This is a genomic window from Uniformispora flossi, assembly GCF_049534875.1.
In the GTDB taxonomy this organism is placed as follows: Bacteria; Actinomycetota; Actinomycetes; order Streptomycetales; family Streptomycetaceae; genus Yinghuangia; species Yinghuangia aomiensis.
This window is the reverse complement of record NZ_JBMULZ010000004.1, coordinates 27052-48492: the sequence shown is the minus strand read 5'-3', so window position 1 is coordinate 48492 and position 21441 is coordinate 27052. Positions and strand designations below refer to the sequence as shown.

The window sequence follows — 21441 nt, the reverse complement described above, 5'->3', positions numbered from 1 at the left end:
GCGGCCGAACCGGCGCGGAGTTGCCTCCGGACGTGGCCTAGTGCTGGGCGGCGTGGTTGTCGAACGGCGCGACGACCGAGCGCAGCAGGTCGGCGAGCGCGGTGCGCTGCTGCCGGTCGAGGCCGGCGAGGATGTCCCGTTCGTGCTCCAGCAGCTCGGCCATCGCGGCGTCCACCCGGTCGCGGCCGTCGTCGGTCAGCCGGACGAGCACACCGCGCCGGTCGCCCGGGTCCGGCTGCCGCAACACCAGGCCCTTGGCGGCCAGGCGGTCGATACGGTTGGTCATGGTGCCGGAGGTGACCAGGGTCTGGGTGAGCAGCTGGCCCGGGGAGAGCTGGTACGGCGCGCCGGTGCGGCGCAGCGCCGACAGCACGTCGAACTCCCACGGCTCGAGGTCGCGTGCGGCGAAGGCGAGGCGGCGGGCGCGGTCGAGGTGGCGGGCCAGCCGGGTGACGCGGCTGAGCACCTCCAGCGGCTCGACATCGAGGTCGGGGCGCTCGCGCTGCCACGCTTCGATAAGTCGGTCGACCTCGTCCTTCATGGTCGCCATTCTAGCGAGTGTTTCGACGCCGAGCCTCTTGATGTCAAGACAAACATGCACGATCGCGATAGTATCTTGATGTCGAGATACATTGTGATCCACGGGAGGCCGCCATGTGGGACCCGCAGCAGTACCTCGCCTTCGCCGACGAACGAGCCCGCCCGTTCCACGACCTACTCGCCCGGATTCCGACCGCCGACCCGCGCCGGGTCGCCGACCTCGGCTGCGGTCCGGGCAACCTGACCGCCGAACTGGCCGCGCACTGGCCGGACGCGCACATCACCGGACTCGACAACTCGCCCGAGATGATCGCCGCCGCGGACCCGCTCGCCCTCCCCGGCCGCCTGGACTTCACCCTCGCCGACCTCACCGACTGGCTGCCCGGCGAACCGTTCGACATCATCGTCACGAACGCCGCCCTGCACTGGCTGCCCGACCACCTCTCCCGACTGCCCACCTGGACCGACGCGCTCACGCCCGGCGGCGCCTTCGCCGTCCAGGTGCCCGGCAACTTCACCGACACACCGCACGTCCTCCTCGGCGAACTCGCCGCCTCCGCACGCTGGAAGGACCGGCTCGACGGCGTGCCCCTGCTGCGCCCGCCCGTGCCCGACGCCGACACCTACCTCGACGCGCTCGCCCGGCCGGGCTTCCGCGTCGACGCGTGGGAAACGGTCTACCGGCACGTCCTGCCCGGCGACAACCCGGTCTTCGCATGGACCAAGGGCACCGCCCTCCGTCCGGTCCTGGCCGCGCTGGACGCCGCCGATCAGGCGGAATTCCTCACCGAGTACGCGGCCTTGGTCGCCGCCGCCTACCCCGCGCGGCCCTACGGCACGGTCCTCACGTTCCGCCGGATCTTCGCGGTCGCGGTCCGCGAGGGGGCCTGACCGGTGTTCGATGCCATCGACCACGTGCAGCTCGCCATCCCGCGCGGCGGCGAAGACACCGCCCGCGCCTTCTACGCCGGGGTCCTGGGCATGGCGGAAATCCCGAAGCCGGCCGCGCTCGCGGTCCGCGGCGGATGCTGGTTCGCCGCCGGGCCCGTCCAGATCCACGTCGGCGTCGAAGAGGACTTCCGGCCCGCGCGGAAAGCCCACCCGGCACTGCTCGTCGCGGACATCGACGCGCTGGCCGCCCGGCTCGCGGAGACCGGCGCCCCCGTGCGCTGGAGCGACGAAGTCCCCGGCGTCCGGCGCTTCCACACCGAGGACGGACACGGCAACCGCCTGGAAATGGTCGCCGGCCGGTAGACCCGCTTCCGCCGCCCCGCAGGCCCCTGCCCCGGGCCAATTCGCTGGCCCGAGGCAGGGACGCGCCGGGAGGATGAACGAATGGACCGCATCCACAACGCCGCCGCTTCGCTGCGCGGCCTCGCCCTCGGAGACTCCTTCGGACAACGCTGGTTCTTCCGCCGCGGCAGCGAACGCGACGAGCAACTCCACAACCGCGTCACACCCGACGAAAGCCCCTGGTACTGGACCGACGACACCGCCATGGCGCTCTCCGTCGTCCGCATCCTCCACCTGCACGGGCACGTCGACCAGGACGCCCTGGCCGACCGCTTCGCGGCGGCCTACACCGCCGACCCGAACCGCGGCTACGGCCCCTCCATGCACGGCGTCCTGCGGGCCATCCACGAAGGCGCCGACTGGCGCGAGGTGACCGCCGCGCAATTCGAGGGGATGGGATCGTGGGGCAACGGCTCCGCGATGCGCGTCGCGCCGCTGGGGGCGTGGTTCGCCGACGACCTCGACCTCGTCGCCGACCAGGCCGAACGCAGCGCCGAAGCGAGCCACGCGCACCCGGAAGCCGCCGCCGGAGCGATCGCCGTCGCCGTGGCGGCGGCCCTCGCCACCACCGGCCGCGACGCACCCGCGCCGGCCCCGGGGGAGTTCCTGACCGCGGTCGCCGACCGCACGCCGTACAGCGAAGTACGCGGCGGTCTGCGCAAAGCGGCCGACCTGCCCGAGGGCAGCTCCGTCCGGCTCGCGGTCACGGCGCTCGGCAGCGGGCAGCGGATCTCCTGCCCGGACACCGTGCCTTTCGCCCTGTGGACCGCGGCCTGGCACCAGGACGACCTGGTCGACGCGCTCTGGACCACCGCCTCCGGGCAGGGCGACATCGACACGACCTGCGCGATCACCGGCGGTGTCGTGGCGTGCCGCACCGGGCTCGGCGCGGTCCCGGACGCCTGGCTCGCGGCGACCGAAGCGCTGCCCGACTGGGTCGACACCGGCAGCCGCGGGCGCGGCACGCACGCCTTGTAGGAAAGCACCGGCAGCCAGGACAGCCAGGGCCGCAAGAACGGCTGAAGACGGCTGAAGACGGGGGAAGGCCCGGGCAGGCGGGTGCCTGCTCGGGCCTACTCGGGTCGGTCGTGCTTGCGCCGGGTCACCAGCCGCGGGTTCTGCTCGAGCCCCGACAGGCCGTTCCACGCCAGGTTCACCAGATGCGCCGCGACCTCCGACTTCGCCGGAGAACGCACGTCCAGCCACCACTGCCCGGTCAGCGCCACCATGCCCACCAGCATCTGCGCGTACATCGGCGCCAGATGCGGATCGTAGCCGCGCGACGCGAACTCCAGTCCCAGGATGTGCTCGACCTGCGACGCGATGTCGCTGATGAGCGACGCGAAAGTGCCCGTCGACTGGGCCACCGGCGAATCCCGCACCAGAATCTGGAATCCGTCGGTCGAATGCTCGATGTAGTCCAGCAGCCCGAAGGCCGCCTGTTCGAGCAACTCCCGGGGGTGCCCGCCGGTCAGCGCACTCGTCACCCCGTCGAGGAGGATCCGCATCTCCCGGTCGACCACGACCGCGTACAGACCCTCCTTGCCGCCGAAATGCTCGTACACCACCGGCTTGGACACACCCGCCTTGGCGGCGATCTCCTCCACACTCGTCGCGTCGAACCCGCGCTCGGCGAAAAGCGTCCGACCGATGTCGATCAGCTGCTCGCGCCGTTCCTTGCCGGTCATGCGGACCCGACCGCCGCCCCGCGGCGAACCGCCGCGTCTGCTGCTCTCGGTCATCGCTCCATCATGCCGCGCGCTTGGCATCGATCCGCGCACGGTCCGGCCAACGCACGTCCCGGACCCAGCCGAGCTTCTCCATCCAGCGGATGATCCGCGCGCTGGAGTCCAGTTGGCCGCGCAGCACGCCGTGCCGGGCTGCGGTCTGGTCCGCGTGGTGCAGGTTGTGCCAGGACTCGCCCATCGACGGGATCGCCAGCCACCAGACGTTCCCCGACTTGTCCCGGGAACGGAACGGCTGCTTGCCGACCGCGTGACAGATCGAGTTGATCGACCACGTCACGTGGTGCAGCAGGCCGACCCGCACCAGGCCCGCCCAGAAGAACGCGCTCAGCGCGCCCTGCCACGACCAGCTGATCAGCCCGCCCAGCGCGGCCGGGGCCAGCAGCGACACCGCGACCCAGAACGGGAACTGCCGCGAAATGCGCACCAGGTCGCGGTCCTTCAGCAGGTCGGGCGCGTACTTGTGCTGATCGGTCTGCTCGATGTCGAACAGCCAGCCCATGTGCGACCACCACAGGCCCTTGGCCAGCGAGCGCACGCCGGGGCCGTACTTCCACGGCGAATGCGGGTCGCCGTCCTGGTCGGAGAACTTGTGGTGCTTGCGGTGGTCGGCGACCCAGCGGACCAGCGGTCCCTGCACGGCCATGTTCCCGGCGATCCCGAGCGCGACCCGCACGCCGCGGTTGGCCTTGAACGAGCCGTGCGTGAAGTAGCGGTGGAAGCCGATGGTGATTCCGTGGCCGGTGATCGCGTACATCACCACGACCAGCGCGACGTCGAGCCACGAGAGGCCCCACCCCCACGCGAACGGGACCGCCGCGATGAGTGCGGCAAACGGAATACCGATGAACAGGGCCAGCGCGAACTGCTCGGCCCAGTTCTTGCGCTCTCCGCCCAGAGTTCCCCTTATGGGGGCCGGCGTCGGGGTCTCGGATTCGAGCACAGCGGTGCCGGACGGTGGTGTCATGGGACTCCCTCGCACGTCGGAGACGGGGGCATAGCAGGGTCTGGGGCAGGGCCTGCAAGGCAGGTCAGGGCATACGGACGCGTAACTTACGGGTCCGTAAGTTGTGGTCAGTATGGCACCCGAAGCGCGGTAACTGAGAAGACCTTCCGTCAAAGGGTTTATTGCGCGCCATTAATGCGCGCAGCTCAGAACGGCCGCCAAATGGGTGAATCAAACATGAGTTCGAGACGGCGGCGGGGTGCCCGGACGAGGCTCGTGCCCATGAAAGCCAAGACCGACGACCAGGCCCGGGCCCGTGCGCTGCGGCTCCAGGGCAAGACCTACGACGACATCGCGCGGGAGCTCGGGGTGTCCAAAAGCTCGGTGTCCCTGTGGGTCCGCGACCTGCCGCGACCCCGGAAGTCGCCCGCGGATCTGACCCGGCACATGGACATGATGCGCGGGGTGCGGAACGGGAACCTCGAACGGACGTACGCCAGGAACCGAAAGAGGTCTCGGGGCGAGATCGATCCGTTCACGGATCGGGATCTGCTGATCGCAGGAGTCGCCTTGTACTGGGCCGAGGGTTCCAAGAGCAAGCCGTGGCGAGCGAACAAGCGCGTCATCTTCACGAACAGCGATCCGAACATGGTCCGGGTCTACTTGGCGTGGCTGCGACTCGTGGGCGTGGCGCCAGAGGACTGCGGCTTCCGTGTCAGCATCCACATGTCCGCCGACGTCACGGAAGCCGAGCGGTTCTGGGCCCAACTTGTCGGGGTGCCCGTGGAGACGCTCTACCCGCCGACCTTGAAGCGGCACACGCCGAAGACCAATCGTCAGAACACCGGGGACGGCTATCGCGGCTGTCTGGTCGTGACGGTGAGGCGAAGCTCGGAACTATATGAGCGCATCGAAGGGTGGTGGGCTGGCATAGTAGACGGCGTCGGAGCGCAGCTCCCGGCGATCCCACCAGGATCGGTTGGGTGAAATGTCCGATATATTCCGCCGTAGTGTAATTGGCAGCACGCGAGGTTTTGGTCCTTTAGGTTCAGGTTCGAGTCCTGGCGGCGGAGCTCTCACGTTCGAATAGTCCCGCATGGGTCGGTTCATCCCCTCTGGGCATCCCGGGTGGCGGGGCCTCCGGGGCGCACCGGTATCCTCGTACGTGTCCGGTTCTTCGCGGCGTGTTCGGGCTGCCGTCGACACGTCGTCACCGGGCGGTCCCCCGCAAGCAGAGCCGAGGAGCCACCCGCGTGAGCCCCGTCCGCCCCGCTGCCGTCGTCGTCCTCGCCGCGGGTGAGGGCACCCGCATGAAGTCCGCGACCACGCCCAAAGTCCTGCACACCCTGGCCGGGCGTTCGCTCGTCGGGCACGTCGTGGAAGCCGCGAGACGCCTCGATCCGGAGCAACTGGTGGTGGTCGTCGGCCACGCCCGGGAGCAGGTCGCCGCACACCTCGCCGAGGTGGACGCCGAGGCGCGCACCGTCGTCCAGGAGCAGCAGAACGGCACGGGCCATGCGGTCCGGGTCGCGCTGGACGCCCTGGCCGCGGAGAACCGCGAGCCGTCCGGCACCGTCGTCGTGGTTTGCGGCGACACCCCGCTGCTCACCACCGAGACCCTCGCGTTGCTGATCGACACGCACCAGGCCGAAGGCAACGCGGTCACCGTGCTGTCGGCGCACGTCCCGGATCCGACCGGATATGGCCGGATCGTGCGGGAAGGCGAAGGCGTGGTCGCCGGGATCGTCGAGCACAAGGACGCGTCCGAGGCTCAGCGCGCGATCGCGGAGATCAACTCGGGCGTCTATGCCTTCGACGGAAAGCTGCTGCGTGCCGCGCTGTCCGGACTGACCACGGACAACAGCCAGGGCGAGGAGTACCTCACCGACACGCTGACCGTGCTGCGCGGCGGCGGGCACCGGGTCGGCGCGGTTGCCGCGGTCGACCACCGGGAAATCCTGGGGATCAACGACCGGGTGCAACTCGCCGAGGCGCGGCGGCTGTTCAACCAGCGGGTGCTGGAAGGCTGGATGCGCGCCGGGGTCACCGTGATGGATCCGGCGTCGACGTGGATCGATGTCGACGTGGTGCTGGAAGCCGACGCGCTGATCCTGCCGAATACCCAGCTTTACGGCCGCACGCGGATCGCGTCGGGTGCCGAGGTCGGCCCCAACTGCACGCTGCGTGACACCGAAGTACATGAAGGTGCGCAGGTGTCCAATGCGACGACGGACGGTGCGGTCGTCGGGCCGGAGGCGACGGTGGGTCCGTACACCTACCTGCGTCCGGGCACTGTGCTGGCCGCGAAGGCGAAGGCCGGCGGCTTCGTCGAGATGAAGAACGCGCAGGTCGGCGAGGGGTCGAAGGTCCCGCACCTGTCGTACGTCGGTGATGCGACGATCGGTGAGGGCGCCAACATCGGTGCCGCTACGATTTTCGTGAATTACGACGGAGTCGCCAAGCACCACACCGTGGTGGGCGACCATGTACGTGTGGGAAGCGATTCGATGCTGGTGGCGCCGGTCACGATCGGTGACGGCGCCTACACCGCGGCCGGATCGACCATCACCGAGGACGTCCCACCCGGAGCGATGGCGGTGGCGCGAGGCCGCCAGCGCAACGTCGAGGGCTGGGTGGCGCGCCGGCGCGCGGGTTCGCCCGCGGCCGAGGCTGCGGAGGCGGCACTTGCCGCCCGGGCAGGCACGGCGCAGCAGGATGCGGCCGGGGGCGTGCAGGAGACGGCAGGGCCGACCGCCGGCCAGGTCGAGGCGAGCAACAAGGAGACGGATCAGTGACCGGGATCAAGCTGGCCCCCGAGCGCAAGCTCATGCTGTTCAGCGGCAGGGCCCACCCCGAGCTGGCGAAGGAAGTGGCGGAGAAGCTCGGTGCGTCCCTGGTTCCGACCAAGGCTTTCGACTTCGCCAACGGCGAGATCTACGTTCGGTTCGAAGAGTCGGTCCGTGGTTCCGATGCGTTCGTGATCCAGAGCCACACGGCTCCGATCAACACGTGGATCATGGAGCAGCTGATCATGGTCGACGCGCTGAAGCGGGCTTCCGCCAAGCGCATCACGGTGATCATCCCGTTCTACGGTTACGCGCGGCAGGACAAGAAGCACCGCGGGCGTGAGCCGATCTCGGCGCGCCTGATGGCGGACCTGTTCAAGACCGCGGGTGCCGACCGCCTCATGTGCGTGGACCTGCACACGTCGCAGATCCAGGGCTTCTTCGACGGCCCGGTGGACCACCTGTTCGCGCTGCCGCTGCTGGCCGACCACGTGGGCAAGCGCGTGGACCGCGAGCGCCTGACCGTCGTGTCCCCGGACGCGGGCCGGGTGCGGGTGGCCGACCAGTGGACCGACCGCCTCGGTGCGCCGCTGGCGATCATCCACAAGCGCCGCGACCCGAACATCGCGAACGAGGTCTCGGTGCACGAGGTCGTCGGCGACGTCTCGGGCCGCACCTGTGTGCTGGTGGACGACATGATCGACACCGGCGGCACGATCTGTGCGGCGGCCGAGGCGCTGTTCGCGAACGGTGCTGCGGACGTCATCGTCGCGGCGACGCACGCGGTGCTTTCGGGCCCGGCGGTGGACCGTCTGAAGAACTCGCGTATCAGCGAGGTCATCGTGACGAACTCGCTGCCGATTCCGCAGGAGCGCCAGTTCGACAAGCTGACCACCTTGTCGATCGCGCCGATGGTCGCCCGCGCGATCACCGAGGTGTTCGAGGACGGTTCGGTGACGAGCCTGTTCGAGGGCCACAGCTGATCCCATCCGGGTGATGCCCGGTCCGAACCGCCCTGCGGGGCCGGGTGGTTCGGGCCTTGGAGCCAGGTGCAGAGGACGCCGTCCGGTCGGGGGACCGGGCGGCGTCCGGCTGTTCGGGGGTACCCGATTTCAGGCTTGCCGGAGGTTGCGGGTAGGCTTACGGGGTTGCCCGGCGAGGGATGCGAGATCTGCTCCGTGATCGACGCGGTAGCTGACGGCTTGCATGCTCCTCTTCGGTGCACAGGGGACCCGGTGCCACTCGGGCACCACGAGGTCCGATCCGGCTCGTCCGCTCCGTGCGTCGTTCCGGCCGGACTTCATCCGTGGGGATCCCGCCCCGCTCATTCGCCACCGCGTCGCTTTTCGAGGAGTACCCGTCGTGTCCGAGGTCCGTATCGCCGCCGAGTCGCGTTCCGAATTCGGCAAGGGCGCCGCGCGCCGCGCGCGTCGCGAGGGCAAGGTTCCGGCCGTCCTTTACGGTCACGGCACCGCTCCGCTGCACCTGTCGCTGCCGGGCCATGAGCTGATGCTCGCGCTGAAGACGCCGAACGTCCTGCTGTCGCTCGACATCGCGGGCACCAAGGAGCTGGCGCTTCCGAAGGATGTGCAGCGCCACCCGATCAAGCGCCACCTCGAGCACGTCGACCTGATCCTCGTGAAGCGCGGCGAGAAGGTCACCGTCGAGGTCCCGGTCGTCGCGACCGGCACCGTCGCGCCGGGCGGCCTGCTCGAGACCGTTCTGGTCGCCCTCCCGATCGAGGCCGAGGCGACCCACCTGCCGGAGTCCGTCGAGGTCTCCGTCGAGGGCCTCGAGGCCGGTTCGTCGATTCACGCCCAGGACATCGCGCTGCCCGCCGGTGCGACCCTCGCGGTCGACGGCGACACCGTCGTCCTGCACGTGATGGTCCCGGCCGCCGCCGAGGCCGAGGCCTCCGAGGAAGAGGCCGAGGCCGAGGTCGTCGAGGTCTCCGCCGAAGCCTGATCCGGCTCCGCGTCACTCATCGCATAACAACGGGGACGACACCATCATGTCGACGTCGCAGGCCCACGCCGCCGCGGACAACGGTCCGTGGCTGGTCGTGGGCCTCGGCAATCCCGGGCCCGAGTACGCCGGCAACCGGCACAACATCGGGTTCCTGGTCGCCGACCTGCTCGCCGAGCGGATCGGCGGCAAGTTCAAGACGCACAAGTCGCGGGCGCAGGTCGTGGAAGGCCGGCTCGCCGGGCACCGGGTGGTGCTGGCGAAGCCGATGTCGTTCATGAACCTGTCCGGCGGACCGGTGACGGCGCTGCGGGACTTCTACAAGGTGCCGCTGGAGCGGATCGTCGTGGTGCACGACGAACTCGACATCGACTTCGCGGTGCTGCGGCTCAAGCGGGGCGGCGGCGACAACGGGCACAACGGCCTGAAGTCGATCACCAAGTCGCTGGGGCCGGACTACTTCCGGGTGCGGTTCGGTATCGGCCGGCCGCCGGGGCGGATGGACGTCGCGGCGTTCGTGCTGAAGGACTTCTCGTCGACCGAGCGCAAGGGCCTGGACGTCGAGGTGGACCGGGCGGCGGACGCCGTCGAGTCGCTGGTCTCGGACGGGCTCGAGCGGGCGCAGTCGTTCTACAACTCGTGACGGCTGCCGGCGCGTGGCGCGCCGGTGTGCCGGCTTCCGGATCCCCGGGTTCCGCTTGCTGCGGACCGGGGATTCGTCGTTTCCGAGGCCTGTTCGGTGGGTGCCGTGGGGTATGCGGGGCAGCCGGGGCTACCAGGTGCCGTCTTCGCGGATCCGCGCGGGCGCGGTGCCGAGGATGAGCGTGGTGAGTGCGGCGTCCAGGCTGTCGCCGAGGAACCACTCGCCGGTGTGGTCGATGGCGAATACCCGGCCGGCCGGATCGATGGCCAAGTAGCCGCCGCCGTCGTCCTCTTCGCCGAGTGGGCACAGGTTGGTGCCGATGCTGCGGCCGACGTCGGCGAGGGTGCGGGTGAGGTGCAGGCAGGCCGTGGGGTCGATGCGGAAGGGGCGGCGGGCCACGTTGGCGCCGCGTCCTTCGACGGCGACGCGGATGCCGCCGAACTCCGACCACGCGTCGAGGGCGGCCGGGAAGACGGTGTGGCGGTAGCCGTCGGGCGACTCGTGGTCGGCGACCTGCTTGGCCCAGGCTTCCGCCTGGCTCAGCCGTTTGCGGCCGACGGTCCAGCCGGCCCGGCCCAGTTCGTAGACGACCTCGGTGGGGAAACGCGACACGTGCTCAGCCTTCCGTCGCGACGACGCCCAGATGTTCGAAGAGCGCGGCGCACGAACGGCACGGCGGTTGGTAGCCGCCGTGCGCGGGGTCTCCCTCTTCGCGGATGCGGCGCACGGTGACGCGGGCGCCCTTCAGCGCGCGGCGTGCGTCGGCGAGAGCGAAGGGCTTCTTGGCGGCGCGGCCCTTGCGCACCGCCTCGGTTTCGAAAAGGTGCTCGGACAACAGCGCGACTTCGGGGCAGCGGCCGGTCCAGCGTTCGCGCTGCTCGGAGGGCAATTCGGTGAGCAGGTCGCGGATGACCGGATGGGCGACGGGGACGAGGTCGCCTTTGTGCCCGGCTCGGGTGCGCACCTTCTTGCCGACGAACAGGGCGGCGGCGACGGCCGGGAGGATGCTGTCGCGCGGTACCCGCACGGGCAGGGGTTCGGGGTGCTTCGTGGTGTCCGGCACGGCCCGGCGCGTCGTCGGGTTGGGCGGGGGCACGATGCACTTCCCTCTCTGTCCGGCGGTGGTCGATGGCAGGGTGCCGTGCACCCTGATGACACAGGGTGCCAAATGGCGGCCCGAAAGCGGGCACCAGGGTAACCCTTCGTGATCACCGCCACATGCCGGGCCGGGAGTTGGGCGCGATCGCGGCCCGGTGTCCGGTCCGCTTTTTTGTGCGGTTGGGCAGTGGTGGCCGCATATCGGCGCTAGCGTCGTGCTGGCGGTCCGCGCCGCCGCGTTGCCGTCCGGGGTGGGGGGTCCATGCCGGGTACGGCCGCGGTGCGGGGGCGCCGTCGTGCCGCGGGTGCCGCGGGTGGGGATGCCGCAGGTCATGGGGGCATGCGGCTGGGGGAGCCGAGGAGTTGACGCTTCGTCATGTCGTCGTCGGTGGGGTTGGCTGTGGTGGGGGCCGGATACTGGGGGCCCAACCTGATACGCAACGCGCAGGCCACGCCCGGTCTGCGGGTGGAATTCCTGTGCGACCTGGACGAGGAGCGTGCCCGGGCGGTGCTGGGCGAGTACAGCACCGTGCGGGTGACGCCGTCCTTTGAAGAGGTGCTGAACGATCCCGCGGTGCAGGCGGTCGCGATTGCGACCCCGGCCGCGACGCACTTCGAACTCGTGCGCGCCGCTTTGGAATCCGGCAAGCACGTGCTCGTGGAGAAGCCGATCACGGCCGCACGGTCGGACGCGGTGAAGCTGGTCGAGCTGGCCGAGAGCAGCGGTCTGACGCTGATGTGCGACCACACCTTCTGCTACATGCCGGTGGTGCGGCGAATCCGCGACATGATCCACGAAGGCGAGCTGGGGGACATCCAGTTCATCGACTCGGTGCGGATCAACCTGGGGCTCGTGCAGCCCGATGTGGACGTGCTGTGGGACCTCGCGCCGCACGACCTCTCGATCCTGGACTTCATCCTGCCGCCCGGCGTGCACCCGATCTCGGTGTCGGCCCACGGCGCGGACCCGATCGGCACCGGACGGGCCTGCGTGGCCTACCTGACGCTGCGCCTGAACACCGGCGCGATCGCGCACGTGCACGTGAACTGGCTGTCACCGACGAAGGTGCGCACCGCGATCATCGGCGGCTCGCGGCGGACGCTGGTGTGGGACGACATGAACCCGGCGGCACGTCTGCACATCCACGACAAGGGCATCGACTTCGCGCAGGACGCTGCGTTGGGGCGGGAAGCCCGGCACGCGAAGCTCGTGTCGTACCGCACCGGCGACGTGGTGTCGCCCGCGCTGCCGCAGACCGAGGCGCTGCGCGGGGTGATGGGGGAGTTCGCGGCGGCGATCGCCGAGTCGCGGCCCGCGATGACCGACGGGCGGGCCGGGCTGCGGGTGCTGGAGATGTTGGAGGCGGCGTCGCGGAGTCTGGAGACCGGCGGCGTGGCCGTGCCGGTCGGTCCGGGCGTCCCGGCGGCGCGCACGGTTTCCGGGCGACCCGGGCGACCCGGGCGAGAGGACTGACACGGCATGGCGGACACGGCGGTATCGGCGGCAACCCGGGACGCGGCGATCGCGTTGGCCGGGACGAAGTGCGTGGTCACCGGCGGCGCGGGCACGATCGGGTCGACCATCGTCGACCAGCTCCTCGACGCCGGGGCCCGCGAGGTCGTGGTGCTGGACGACCTGACCCGTGGGCGCCGGGAGAACCTGGCCGGCGCGCTCGACCCGGCGCGCGAGGGCCGGTGCCGGCTCGTCGAGGGCGACATCCGCGACCGGGCGCTGCTGGCGGAGCTGATGCCGGGCACCGACGTGGTGTTCCACTTGGCGGCGATCCGCATCACGCAGTGCGTGGAGGACCCGCGGCTGGCGTTGGAGGTGCTGGTGGACGGCACGTTCGACGTGCTGGAAGCGGCGCAGCGGGCGGGGGTGCGGAAGGTCGTGGCGTCGTCGTCGGCGTCGGTGTACGGGCTGGCGGAGGAGTTCCCGACCGGGGAGACGCACCACCCGTACGACAACGACACGATCTACGGCGCGGCCAAGCTGTTCAACGAGGGCCTGCTGCGCAGCTTCAAGGCGATGTACGGGCTGGACTATGTCGCGCTGCGCTACTTCAACGTGTACGGCCCGCGGATGGACATCCACGGCCTCTACACCGAGGTGCTGATCCGGTGGATGGACCGGATCGCGTCCGGCGAAGCGCCGCTGATCTTCGGCGACGGGCTGCAGACGATGGACTTCGTGTTCACCGAGGACATCGCGCGCGCGAACCTGCTGGCCGCGGCGGCGCCGGTCTCCGGCGAGGTCTACAACGTCGCCTGCGGGGTGGAGACGTCGCTGAAGGAGCTGGCCGAGCGGCTGCTGCGGGCGATGGACTCGGATCTGGGCGTCGAGCACGGGCCGGAGCGCGCGGTGAACGGGGTGACGCGGCGGCTCGCGGACACCGGGAAGGCCGAGCGGGAGCTGGGGTTCCGCGCCGAGGTGGGGCTCGACGAGGGGCTGCGCCGCCTGGTGGCGTGGTGGGCCGGCAGCAAGTGAGGTGACGTCCGGGCGGCCGGGGGCGTGGTGCTCCCGGCGGCCCGGTGGTCCGGCCCGCGGGCCCGGCGTGCCGCGTGGGCGACATGGTGGGGGAACTGCACAAACACAGTGGGGGGTTTGGTGAGCGAGCGTATTCCGGTCATGCGGCCGTGGTTCGGTCCCGAGGAGGCGGAGGCCGCGGCCGAGGCGGTCCGGTCGGGGTGGGTGGCGCAGGGGCCGCGGGTGGCCGCGTTCGAGGCGGCGTTCGCGGAACGCCTCGGGGTGGCGGACGCGGTGGCGGTGTCGTCGTGCACAACGGCGCTGCACCTGGCGCTGATCGGAGCCGGGGTGGGCCCGGGCGACGACGTCGTGGTGCCGTCGCTGTCGTTCATCGCGACGGCGAACGCGGTGCGGTACGTGGGGGCGCGCCCGGTGTTCGCCGACGTGGCGGAGGAATCCGGGAACCTGACGCCGGACACGGTCGAGGCGGTGCGGACGCCCGCGACGCGTGCCGTGATCCTGGTCGACCAGGGCGGTATCCCGGCGGACTTGGCGGCGATGCGGGCGTTGTGCGATCCGCTGGGGATCGTGGTCGTCGAGGACGCGGCGTGTGCGGCGGGTTCGGTGCTGCGCGGTCGTCCGGTGGGCGCGGGCGCGGCGTTCGCGACGTTCTCGTTCCATCCGCGGAAGCTGCTGACCACCGGCGAGGGCGGCATGGTGACCGTCGACCGGCCGGAAGTCGGCGCGCGGCTGCGGAGGTTGCGCGAGCACGGGATGAGTGTGAGCGCGGCGGACCGGGATGCGGCGGACCGCGGGGGTGCGGCGCCGGTGCTGGAGACGTACGACGAACTCGGCTTCAACTATCGGATGACGGACGTGCAGGCGGCGATCGGCCTCGTGCAGCTCGGGCGCCTGGACGCGATGGTCTTGCGGCGGCGGGAGCTGGCCGCGCGGTACCGCAAGCTGCTGGCCGGGGTGCCGGGGCTGCGGCTGGTCGACGACCCGGAGTTCGGCGAGTCCAACTATCAGGCGTGCTGGGTGCTGCTCGACGCCGGATTCCCGCTGGGACGCGACGAGTTGCTGGCCCGGTTGGCCGGGGCGGGCATCTCCGCGCGGCGGGGGATCATGGCGGCGCATTTGGAGCCCGCGTATGCGGACACACCCCATGTGCCGCTTCCGGCGACCGAGCGGATCACCCGGGATTCGCTGATCCTGCCGCTGTTCCACGAGATGACGGAGGCCCAGCAGGACCGGGTGGCCGCCGAGCTGGCCGCGGCTGCCGCGGGTGCGGGTGCGGGTGTCGGAGCGGATGTCGTGGCGGCGGAGGTGCGGGCGTGATTCCCCTGGTGGATCTTCTGGCCGGGCATGCCGAGGTGGCGGCCGAGGTCGAGGCGGGTTTCGCCCGGGTGCTGGACACCGGGGCGTTCGTCAAGGGGCCGGATGTCGCAGCGTTCGAGCGGGAGTTCGCGGAGTTCAGCGGCACGGCGCACTGCGTCGGCGTGGCCAACGGCACCGATGCGCTCGAACTGGCGTTGCGCGCCGACGGGCTGCCCGCGGGCGCGGGCGTGGTGATGCCCGCGAACACCTTCGTGGCGTCCGCCGAAGCGGTCGTCCGGGCAGGCGGCGTACCGGTGTTCGCCGATGCCGACGACGAGTTCCTGCTGCTGGACCCGGCGGCGGTGACCGTGTCGGAGAACGTGTGGGCGCTGCTTCCCGTGCACTTGAACGGGCAACTGGCGCCGATGGAACACCTGCTGGACGTGGCGTCCGCCGCCGGGGTGCGGGTGTTCGAGGACGCCGCGCAGTGCCAGGGCGCGACGCGGCACGGCCGCGGCGCGGGTACGTGGGGCCGGGCGGCCGGGACGAGCTTCTACCCGGGCAAGAATCTCGGCGCCTACGGCGACGGCGGCGCGGTACTCACATCCGATGCGGAACTCGACCGGATCGTGCGCGAGTTGGGTGACCACGGATCATCCCGCAAGTACGTGCACGACCGGCTCGGCTTCAACTCGCGCCTGGACACCCTGCAGGCCGTCGTCCTGCGCGCCAAGCTGCGGCGGCTGGCCGACTGGAACGCCCGGAGGCGCGCCGCGGCGGCCCGCTACGACGCGCTGCTCGCCGACGTGGACGGCGTGCGGCTGCCGCGCACCATGCCGGGCAACGAGCATGTCTGGCACCTGTACGCGGTGCGCGTGGCCTGCCGCGACGAGGTGCTGGCGGAACTGAACGCGGCCGGCATCGGCGCGGGCGTGCACTACCCGGTTCCCGTGCACCTGCAGCCTGCCTTCCGGGAACTCGGCTACGCGCCGGGTGACTTCCCGGTGGCGGAGCGCGCCGCGGCGGAGATCCTCACGCTGCCGCTGTTCCCGCAGATCACCGAGGAGCAGCAGGCCCAGGTCGCGGACACGCTGGCGAAGGCGCTGCGGAACCAGGGTGCCGTATGACGGACGGTCGACATCGGGCGCTCGGGGGTCTTCCGCCGGGCGCCCGGATCCGGTCCCTGGGCCATGCCGGGTACGAGATCGAGCACGCGGGCGTGCGGCTGCTGATCGACCCGTGGTTCCATCCGGCTTTTCTGGCCTCGTGGTTCCCGTTTCCGGACAACCGGCCGCTGCTCGCCTCGGTGGCGTCCGGCTCGTACGACCTGCTGTATCTGTCGCACGAGCACGAGGACCATTTCGACGCGCGCACCCTCGGCATGCTCGATCGGGACGCCACCACGGTGGTGGTGCCGCGCTTCCGGTCGAAGTCGCTTGTGCGGCGGGTCACCGAGCTCGGCTTCCGCAACGTGGTCGCGTTGGGGCACCGCGAGAGCTACGAGGCCGCCGACGGGTTCGTGCTCACCATGCTGCTCGACACCAGCCACAAGGAGGACAGCGGGCTGGTCGTCGACCTCGGCGGCTTCCGCTTCCTCGACCTCAACGACTGCAACACGCCGATGTCCGAACTGCCCACCGACGTGGACGTGTTGTCGGCGCAGTACTCGGGCGCGATGTGGTACCCGAACTGCTACGCCTACCCGGACGAGGTGCAGCGGAAGAAGACCGCGGAGATCCGCGGCGACCTGTTCGACACGCTGGTGCGGAAGGTACGGCTGACGGGCGCGGCGGCGTATCTGCCGGCCGCCGGCCCGCCGTGCTTCCTCGACCCGGACCTGGAGCGGTTCAACGACCGCTCGGCGACGATTTTCCCGGTGTGGGACGACCTCGCCGACGACTTCGCGGCGGCGTGCCCGGACGTGGCGGCGGTCCTGCTGGAGCCGGGGGACGCCCTGACCGCGGACGGGGTCGCGGAGTCGGCCGACCCGGCGCGCGGGACGTGGCGGGAGTCCCCGCGGGCGTATCTCGCGGCGTATCGGGAGCGGCGGGCGGAGGAGTGGGGGGCGTACCACGGCGAGGCGTTCGAGGCGGTGTCCGCGGAGGAGCTGGACGCCTACTTCGGCAGGCTGACGTCGTGGAACAAGCGCTTCCTGGCCGACTACCAGCGCGACGTCCGGCTGGTCGCCGACGGCCAAACCTGGTCGGTACGCCTGGCCCAGGTCGGCGGCGCGCTCGAAGAGGACCCGGTGGACGCGGGCTACACGATCCACGTCCCGTCCCGGGTGCTCCGGGCGATCGTGGACGGACGCATCGGCTGGGAGGAGGCCCTGCTGTCGCTGCGCCTCGGCCTGCACCGCGACCCGGACGTCTTCGACCTGACGCTGATGAGCCTGCTCCGGTACGGCAACCACCCGGCCCAGACCATGCAGATGGTCCGCGAACGCGCCGAGGCGGCCTCCGGCGAGTCGATCGAGCGCTGCGGCTACAGCTTCCAGCGCTTCTGCCCGCACGCGGGCGAGGACCTGGCCTTGGCCGACATCGACGGCGAGGTCCTGGAGTGCCCGCGGCACCACTGGAAGTGGGACCTGCGGACGGGGGAGTGCGTGTCGGGAGGAACGGTGCCGCTGCGGGTGGACGCGGCCGAGCACCACTAGAGCCGGGCAAACCTAGAGCCGGGCTCTGGATGCTGCAGATTATGCTGCATTTGCCGTGCTGCACTCTATGCATCATGATGGCGATATGGAGACGAAGGTTCGCAAGAGTGTCCCGCTTACCTCGGCCGATCGCGATCACCTCGAGCGCCTTCGCGCACCTGACAGTGCGGAGCGGGAGGCTTTGAGCCAGGTGGCGGGGGTAGTGCTCGACAGTGATGCTTCGGAGGCGGAATTGCTGCATGCGCTGGTCCTCGCCGGGAGGGCGGCCGTGACCGAGCAAGTGATGCTCACCGGCTATGCGGCGCTGGCGGCAGCGGAAGATGGCGACGACCGTGCCGTGCGCCGTGCCATGCGCGCGCGTGCGGCGGCCCTGGGGGACTGATCGTTGGGAACGGCCATCGTCCCCGTGCGGGGGCGTGTGTACATGGCGGACATCGGTAGCGGCCGCAAGCCCTGGTTGATCGTTTCGAACAACATCCGCAACCGGGCGCTCGGAGATTGCCTCGCAGTGCGTGTGACGACGTCGGTCAAGCCGGAATTGCCTAGCATTGTCCAGCTTGACCGGCAGGATCCGTTGGTCGGGCGCGTTCTCTGTGACGACATCGCGCTGCTCTACCGCGAGGATCTGGAGGCAGACCGTGGGGCGCTGACGCTTGGGACGATGGTGAAGGTGGCCGCCGGACTGCGGGCTGCGTTGGCCATCTGACCCTCGCTGTCACGTCCGCTCCTTCAGCAGCGCCAGAACGTCCGCCAGCCGCAGCCCCAGCGTGGTCTTCACCGACCGGATGACCGTGGCCGCTGGGACCGGGTCCGCGCCTTCCAGGGCTACCTCGTGGACCCGCAGGATCCCGTCTCCGGTGAGGACCTCCACCCAGCCCGCGCCCGTGCGGTCCACGGCGACCACGCGGCCCGGGATGCGGCCGGTGTAGTGCACGGCGTCGGGGGCGGGTTCGGCGCGGTGGACGACCACGGTGTCGAGGCCGAGGTGGGTGAAGGCGCCGGGGTAGGGCGGGGTGAGGGCGCGGATCAGGCGGTCGGTGGCGGCCGTCGGGGCGGCCCAGTCGATCTCGCCGTCTTCCGGGAGGCGGGTGCAGCCGTAGGTGGCCGCGTCGTGGTCCTGCGGGTCGCCTTCGTCGCCGGAGAGGCGGCGGGACACCGCGTCGGCCAGGACGGCGCGTTGGCGGGCGTTGAGGCGGTCGTAGAGGTCCGTGACGGTGTCACGGGGGCCGATCGGGACGGGCTCCTGGTAGAGGATTCCGCCCGCGTCCAGGCCCGGGGCCATGCTGTGCACGGTGATCGCGGTTTCCGGATCGCCGTTGACGATGGCCCAGTTGACGTTGGCCCGGCCGCGGCCGCGGGGCAGCGGGGCGTAGTGCACGTTGACGAACGGGCAGCGGGCGAGGAGGCGGTCCGGGAGGATCCGGTCGTAGGACGAGACCACGACGGCGTCGGGTGCGAGGCGGTCGACCAGGGACTCGATGTCGGCGATGCGGATGCCGGGCTCGACGGGGATGCCGAGCTTGGCGGCGAGCCGGGTGGTGTCGTCCTCGCCCGGGCGGACCAGTGCGGCGACGGTGAAGCGGGTGCGGAGGGACTCCAGCGCGTCCGCGGTGGTCGGGCCGATGCCGACGAGGACGATGCGGGCCTCAGCATTCATCGACGTACTCCCTGTCCTCGTCGGTCAGCGTCGCCGGGTCGGCCAGCAGGATCTGGGCGACCTTCAGCCCGCCGGCCTGCAGCCGCACGATCGGTTCGGGGCCGACCGCGGACGGCAGGATCGCCATATGCCCGGCGGCAGGCGCGTCTAGGGGCCAGAACGGCACGCGGGACGCGCCGAGCGCTTCGCGGTCGATGTCGCCCCACACCTGCACGACGGTCGCACCCGGCCAGCGCGCCGCGATCCGCCGGGCTTCCGGTGCGCCGAGGACCGGGCGGTCGCCGGGCCGCAGCGCGACCAGCACGACGTCGACGTCCTGGGGCGTGTTGACCAGCTCCAGCGACGCGGCGACGTGCACGGACGCACCCGCGCGGACCAGCCCGTCGACGATCTCCGGTTCGAACGGGTTGTCGCACAGGACCACGCAGTTCGCGCCGTAGGCGGCGATCCCGCAGTCCGACAGCAGCCGCAGCACCATCCCCCGGTGGTGCTCGAACACGCCGATCATCGGGTGGTGTTCGTTGGTGCCGGCGTAGGCGATGCCGTGCTCGCGCAGCGCCGCGAGGTCGACGTCGTCGCGGCCCAGGCCGATCTCCCAGGCCTCGAACATCAGCGGCACGACCGCGCCCGGTTTGAGGAGCTTGGCGAAACCGGCGTCGATCGGCCGCAGGTGGCCGCTGTTGGTGACGACGTCGGCGGCGGCGATGTGCCGTACCGGGTCCAGCACGGAGACGACCTCGATCGGGCCCCGGGCATCCGCGAACCCGGCCACGGCACCGGTGAGTTCGGCGACGTCGGTGACGGATCCGTAGCGGGTGCTCTTCGTGTACGCGATGACGCGCGCGCCCGCCAGCGACGCCAGCACCGGAGTGACGGCGTAGGCGCCGGTCGCCGCTTCGGTGAGGACGGTTTTGCCGGTGAGGTCGAGGCCGAGGTCGGCGGCCGCCCGCACCGCCAGCCGGGCGAGGCGTTCGGGGGCGAACCCCGGGCGGGTCACAGGACTTCCACGTTGGCGGCGGGCGCCAGCGCGCGCCGGCAGTCCAGCACGTAGGCGGCATGCTCGCGCACCAGGTCGAGATCCAGGTCGTCGTGGTCCACCAGCACCACCACCGCGTCCGCCGCCTGCACGGCCTCGGCGGTGAGGTCGACCCGGGTCAGCCGGGTGTCGACCCGCTGGCCGACGTCGACGTGCGGGTCGACGGCGCTGACCTCCGCGCCCAGGTCGAGCAGCAGTTGCGCGATGCGGGTGGACGGCGACTCGCGGGCGTCGCCGGTGTTCTTCTTGTACGCCAGCCCGAGCAGCAGCACGCGCGAGCCGTTGACCGACCGGCGCCGCGCGTTGAACGACGCGGTCAGGCGGCGTATCACGTAGTCCGGCATGTGGTTGTTGACGTCGTTGGCCAACTCGACGAACCGGAAGCTCTGCCCGAGCGTGCGCTGCACCCGCCAGGACAGGTACGACGGGTCGATCGGCAGGCAGTGCCCGCCGACGCCCGGCCCCGGGGTGAAGCGCATGAAGCCGAACGGCTTGGTCGAGCACGCGTCGATGGCCTGCCATACGTCGATGCCCAAGTCGTGGGCGAACATGGCGACTTCGTTGACCAGCGCGATGTTGACGTGCCGGAAGGTGTTCTCGATGAGCTTGACCAGCTCGGCTTCCTTGGGCGACCCGACCCGGACGGTGCGGTCGACGAGCGAGCCGTAGAAGGTGTCGACGACCTCCAGCGAGCGGGCGTCGATGCCGGAGACCACCTTGGGCGTGTTGACGAGGTTCCACGTCGGGTTGCCGGGGTCGATGCGCTCGGGGCTGTAGCCGAGGTGGAAGTCGCGTCCCGCGACCAGCCCGGAGCCTTCCTCCAGGAGCGGGGCGACGAGTTCCTCGGTGGTGCCCGGATAGGTCGTGGACTCCAGCACGACGGCCGCGCCGGGGCGCAGGAACCGGGCCAGGGTGCGCGCGCAGTCCTCGATGTACGACAGGTCCGGCACGCCCTCGCGCAGCGGCGTCGGGACGGTGATGACCGCGATGTCGAAGCCGCTGAGTTCGCGCGGTTCGGCGGTGGCTTTGTAGCGGCCCGCGTCGATGATCGCGCGGACGTCGGCGGACGGAATGTCCTCGACGTACGACTCACCCGCGGACAGCTGTTTGATCCGGCCCGTGTCGACGTCGTAGCCGACCACGTCGTGGCCGACTTGGGCGGCGCGCACCGCCAACGGCAGCCCGACATAGCCCTGACCCGCGATGGCCACGCGCATGACCCGTTCCCTCCCCAAGAACCAGCCGTGCGGCGGGGAACCGGCGCGCCCACCCGCGCGAACTCCGTTCCCCCA

23 protein-coding genes and 1 tRNA gene are annotated in these 21441 nt (G+C 70.9%); 16 read left to right on the top strand and 8 right to left on the bottom strand.

Features of this window, described 5'->3' with window-relative positions; genetic code table 11:
* Positions 1-37 precede the first annotated feature (37 nt).
* Positions 38-541 carry a MarR family winged helix-turn-helix transcriptional regulator gene (locus ACPA54_RS10085; RefSeq protein WP_345673709.1) on the bottom strand — a complete coding sequence of 168 codons (504 nt, stop codon included), beginning with the start codon at positions 539-541 and terminating at the stop codon, positions 38-40.
* A 113-nt stretch (positions 542-654) separates the two neighbouring features.
* Here ACPA54_RS10085 and ACPA54_RS10080 point away from each other — a divergent pair, with 113 nt between their 5' ends.
* From ACPA54_RS10080 to ACPA54_RS10070, 3 genes are all read left to right on the top strand, one after another.
* A complete protein-coding gene (locus tag ACPA54_RS10080) occupies positions 655-1431 on the top strand; it encodes a trans-aconitate 2-methyltransferase (RefSeq protein WP_423528349.1) in 777 nt (258 codons plus the stop codon).
* A 3-nt stretch (positions 1432-1434) separates the two neighbouring features.
* On the top strand, positions 1435-1794 hold the full coding sequence (locus ACPA54_RS10075; RefSeq protein ID WP_423528348.1) for a VOC family protein: 360 nt from the start codon (positions 1435-1437) through the stop codon (positions 1792-1794).
* 81 nt (positions 1795-1875) lie between these two features.
* The gene (locus ACPA54_RS10070) at positions 1876-2811 is read left to right on the top strand and encodes an ADP-ribosylglycohydrolase family protein (protein ID WP_423528347.1); all 936 of its coding nucleotides are present in this window, start codon (positions 1876-1878) and stop codon (positions 2809-2811) included.
* 95 nt (positions 2812-2906) lie between these two features.
* On the opposite strand, the gene ACPA54_RS10065 is transcribed toward ACPA54_RS10070, so the two are convergent.
* The gene (locus tag ACPA54_RS10065; RefSeq protein ID WP_345673713.1) at positions 2907-3575 is read right to left on the bottom strand and encodes a TetR family transcriptional regulator; all 669 of its coding nucleotides are present in this window, start codon (positions 3573-3575) and stop codon (positions 2907-2909) included.
* 7 nt (positions 3576-3582) lie between these two features.
* On the bottom strand, positions 3583-4545 hold the full coding sequence (locus ACPA54_RS10060; protein ID WP_423528346.1) for an acyl-CoA desaturase: 963 nt from the start codon (positions 4543-4545) through the stop codon (positions 3583-3585).
* 261 nt (positions 4546-4806) lie between these two features.
* Between ACPA54_RS10060 and ACPA54_RS10055 the strand changes: the two genes are divergently transcribed.
* From ACPA54_RS10055 to pth, 6 genes are all read left to right on the top strand, one after another.
* Positions 4807-5511 (top strand): helix-turn-helix domain-containing protein, encoded by a 705-nt coding sequence (locus tag ACPA54_RS10055; protein ID WP_423528345.1) that lies wholly within the window; start codon positions 4807-4809, stop codon positions 5509-5511.
* A 14-nt stretch (positions 5512-5525) separates the two neighbouring features.
* Positions 5526-5597 (top strand) — tRNA-Gln (locus tag ACPA54_RS10050).
* Positions 5598-5777: 180 nt separating this feature from the next.
* A complete protein-coding gene (glmU, locus tag ACPA54_RS10045; RefSeq protein WP_423528344.1) occupies positions 5778-7319 on the top strand; it encodes a bifunctional UDP-N-acetylglucosamine diphosphorylase/glucosamine-1-phosphate N-acetyltransferase GlmU in 1542 nt (513 codons plus the stop codon).
* Positions 7316-8293, top strand: a complete 978-nt coding sequence (locus ACPA54_RS10040; RefSeq protein ID WP_423528343.1) for a ribose-phosphate diphosphokinase — start codon at positions 7316-7318, stop codon at positions 8291-8293. The genes glmU and ACPA54_RS10040 overlap by 4 nt, the downstream gene beginning before the upstream one ends.
* 379 nt (positions 8294-8672) lie before the next feature.
* Positions 8673-9275, top strand: coding sequence for a 50S ribosomal protein L25/general stress protein Ctc (locus ACPA54_RS10035; protein WP_345673718.1), 603 nt, complete (start codon positions 8673-8675; stop codon positions 9273-9275).
* A 46-nt stretch (positions 9276-9321) separates the two neighbouring features.
* Entirely contained in the window at positions 9322-9918 is a 597-nt protein-coding gene (pth, locus tag ACPA54_RS10030; protein ID WP_423528342.1) for an aminoacyl-tRNA hydrolase, read from the top strand.
* 129 nt (positions 9919-10047) lie between these two features.
* Here the strand turns inward: pth and ACPA54_RS10025 are convergent, their stop codons facing one another.
* Positions 10048-10530: an SUKH-3 domain-containing protein gene (locus ACPA54_RS10025; RefSeq protein WP_423528341.1), complete on the bottom strand. Its 483-nt coding sequence runs from the start codon at positions 10528-10530 to the stop codon at positions 10048-10050.
* Between the two features lie 4 nt (positions 10531-10534).
* On the bottom strand, positions 10535-11014 hold the full coding sequence (locus ACPA54_RS10020; protein WP_423528340.1) for a YwqJ-related putative deaminase: 480 nt from the start codon (positions 11012-11014) through the stop codon (positions 10535-10537).
* Between the two features lie 378 nt (positions 11015-11392).
* On the opposite strand from ACPA54_RS10020, the gene ACPA54_RS10015 reads away from it, so the two are divergent.
* The 7 genes from ACPA54_RS10015 to ACPA54_RS09985 all read left to right on the top strand — a co-directional run bounded on the left by ACPA54_RS10015 (position 11393) and on the right by ACPA54_RS09985 (position 18162).
* A complete protein-coding gene (locus tag ACPA54_RS10015) occupies positions 11393-12490 on the top strand; it encodes a Gfo/Idh/MocA family protein (RefSeq protein WP_423528339.1) in 1098 nt (365 codons plus the stop codon).
* A gap of 6 nt (positions 12491-12496) precedes the next feature.
* Entirely contained in the window at positions 12497-13504 is a 1008-nt protein-coding gene (locus tag ACPA54_RS10010; RefSeq protein ID WP_423528338.1) for an NAD-dependent epimerase/dehydratase family protein, read from the top strand.
* 120 nt (positions 13505-13624) lie between these two features.
* A complete protein-coding gene (locus tag ACPA54_RS10005; RefSeq protein ID WP_423528337.1) occupies positions 13625-14821 on the top strand; it encodes a DegT/DnrJ/EryC1/StrS family aminotransferase in 1197 nt (398 codons plus the stop codon).
* Positions 14818-15927, top strand: coding sequence for a DegT/DnrJ/EryC1/StrS family aminotransferase (locus ACPA54_RS10000; protein WP_423528336.1), 1110 nt, complete (start codon positions 14818-14820; stop codon positions 15925-15927). Before ACPA54_RS10005 ends, ACPA54_RS10000 begins: the two co-directional genes overlap by 4 nt.
* The gene (locus tag ACPA54_RS09995; RefSeq protein WP_423528335.1) at positions 15924-17456 is read left to right on the top strand and encodes an MBL fold metallo-hydrolase; all 1533 of its coding nucleotides are present in this window, start codon (positions 15924-15926) and stop codon (positions 17454-17456) included. The genes ACPA54_RS10000 and ACPA54_RS09995 overlap by 4 nt, the downstream gene beginning before the upstream one ends.
* An 85-nt stretch (positions 17457-17541) precedes the next feature.
* Positions 17542-17838, top strand: a complete 297-nt coding sequence (locus ACPA54_RS09990; protein WP_423528334.1) for a hypothetical protein — start codon at positions 17542-17544, stop codon at positions 17836-17838.
* Between the two features lie 24 nt (positions 17839-17862).
* On the top strand, positions 17863-18162 hold the full coding sequence (locus ACPA54_RS09985; protein WP_423528962.1) for a type II toxin-antitoxin system PemK/MazF family toxin: 300 nt from the start codon (positions 17863-17865) through the stop codon (positions 18160-18162).
* A 9-nt stretch (positions 18163-18171) separates the two neighbouring features.
* Here ACPA54_RS09985 and ACPA54_RS09980 read toward each other — a convergent pair whose 3' ends face one another.
* The 3 genes from ACPA54_RS09980 to ACPA54_RS09970 are packed head-to-tail and all read right to left on the bottom strand — an operon-like array spanning position 18172 to position 21366.
* Complete coding sequence (locus ACPA54_RS09980) at positions 18172-19113, bottom strand: methionyl-tRNA formyltransferase (RefSeq protein WP_423528333.1); 942 nt, start codon at positions 19111-19113, stop codon at positions 18172-18174.
* On the bottom strand, positions 19103-20110 hold the full coding sequence (locus ACPA54_RS09975) for a Rossmann-fold NAD(P)-binding domain-containing protein (RefSeq protein ID WP_423528332.1): 1008 nt from the start codon (positions 20108-20110) through the stop codon (positions 19103-19105). Before ACPA54_RS09975 ends, ACPA54_RS09980 begins: the two co-directional genes overlap by 11 nt.
* Positions 20107-21366: a nucleotide sugar dehydrogenase gene (locus tag ACPA54_RS09970; RefSeq protein ID WP_423528331.1), complete on the bottom strand. Its 1260-nt coding sequence runs from the start codon at positions 21364-21366 to the stop codon at positions 20107-20109. Before ACPA54_RS09970 ends, ACPA54_RS09975 begins: the two co-directional genes overlap by 4 nt.
* Positions 21367-21441 lie beyond the last annotated feature (75 nt).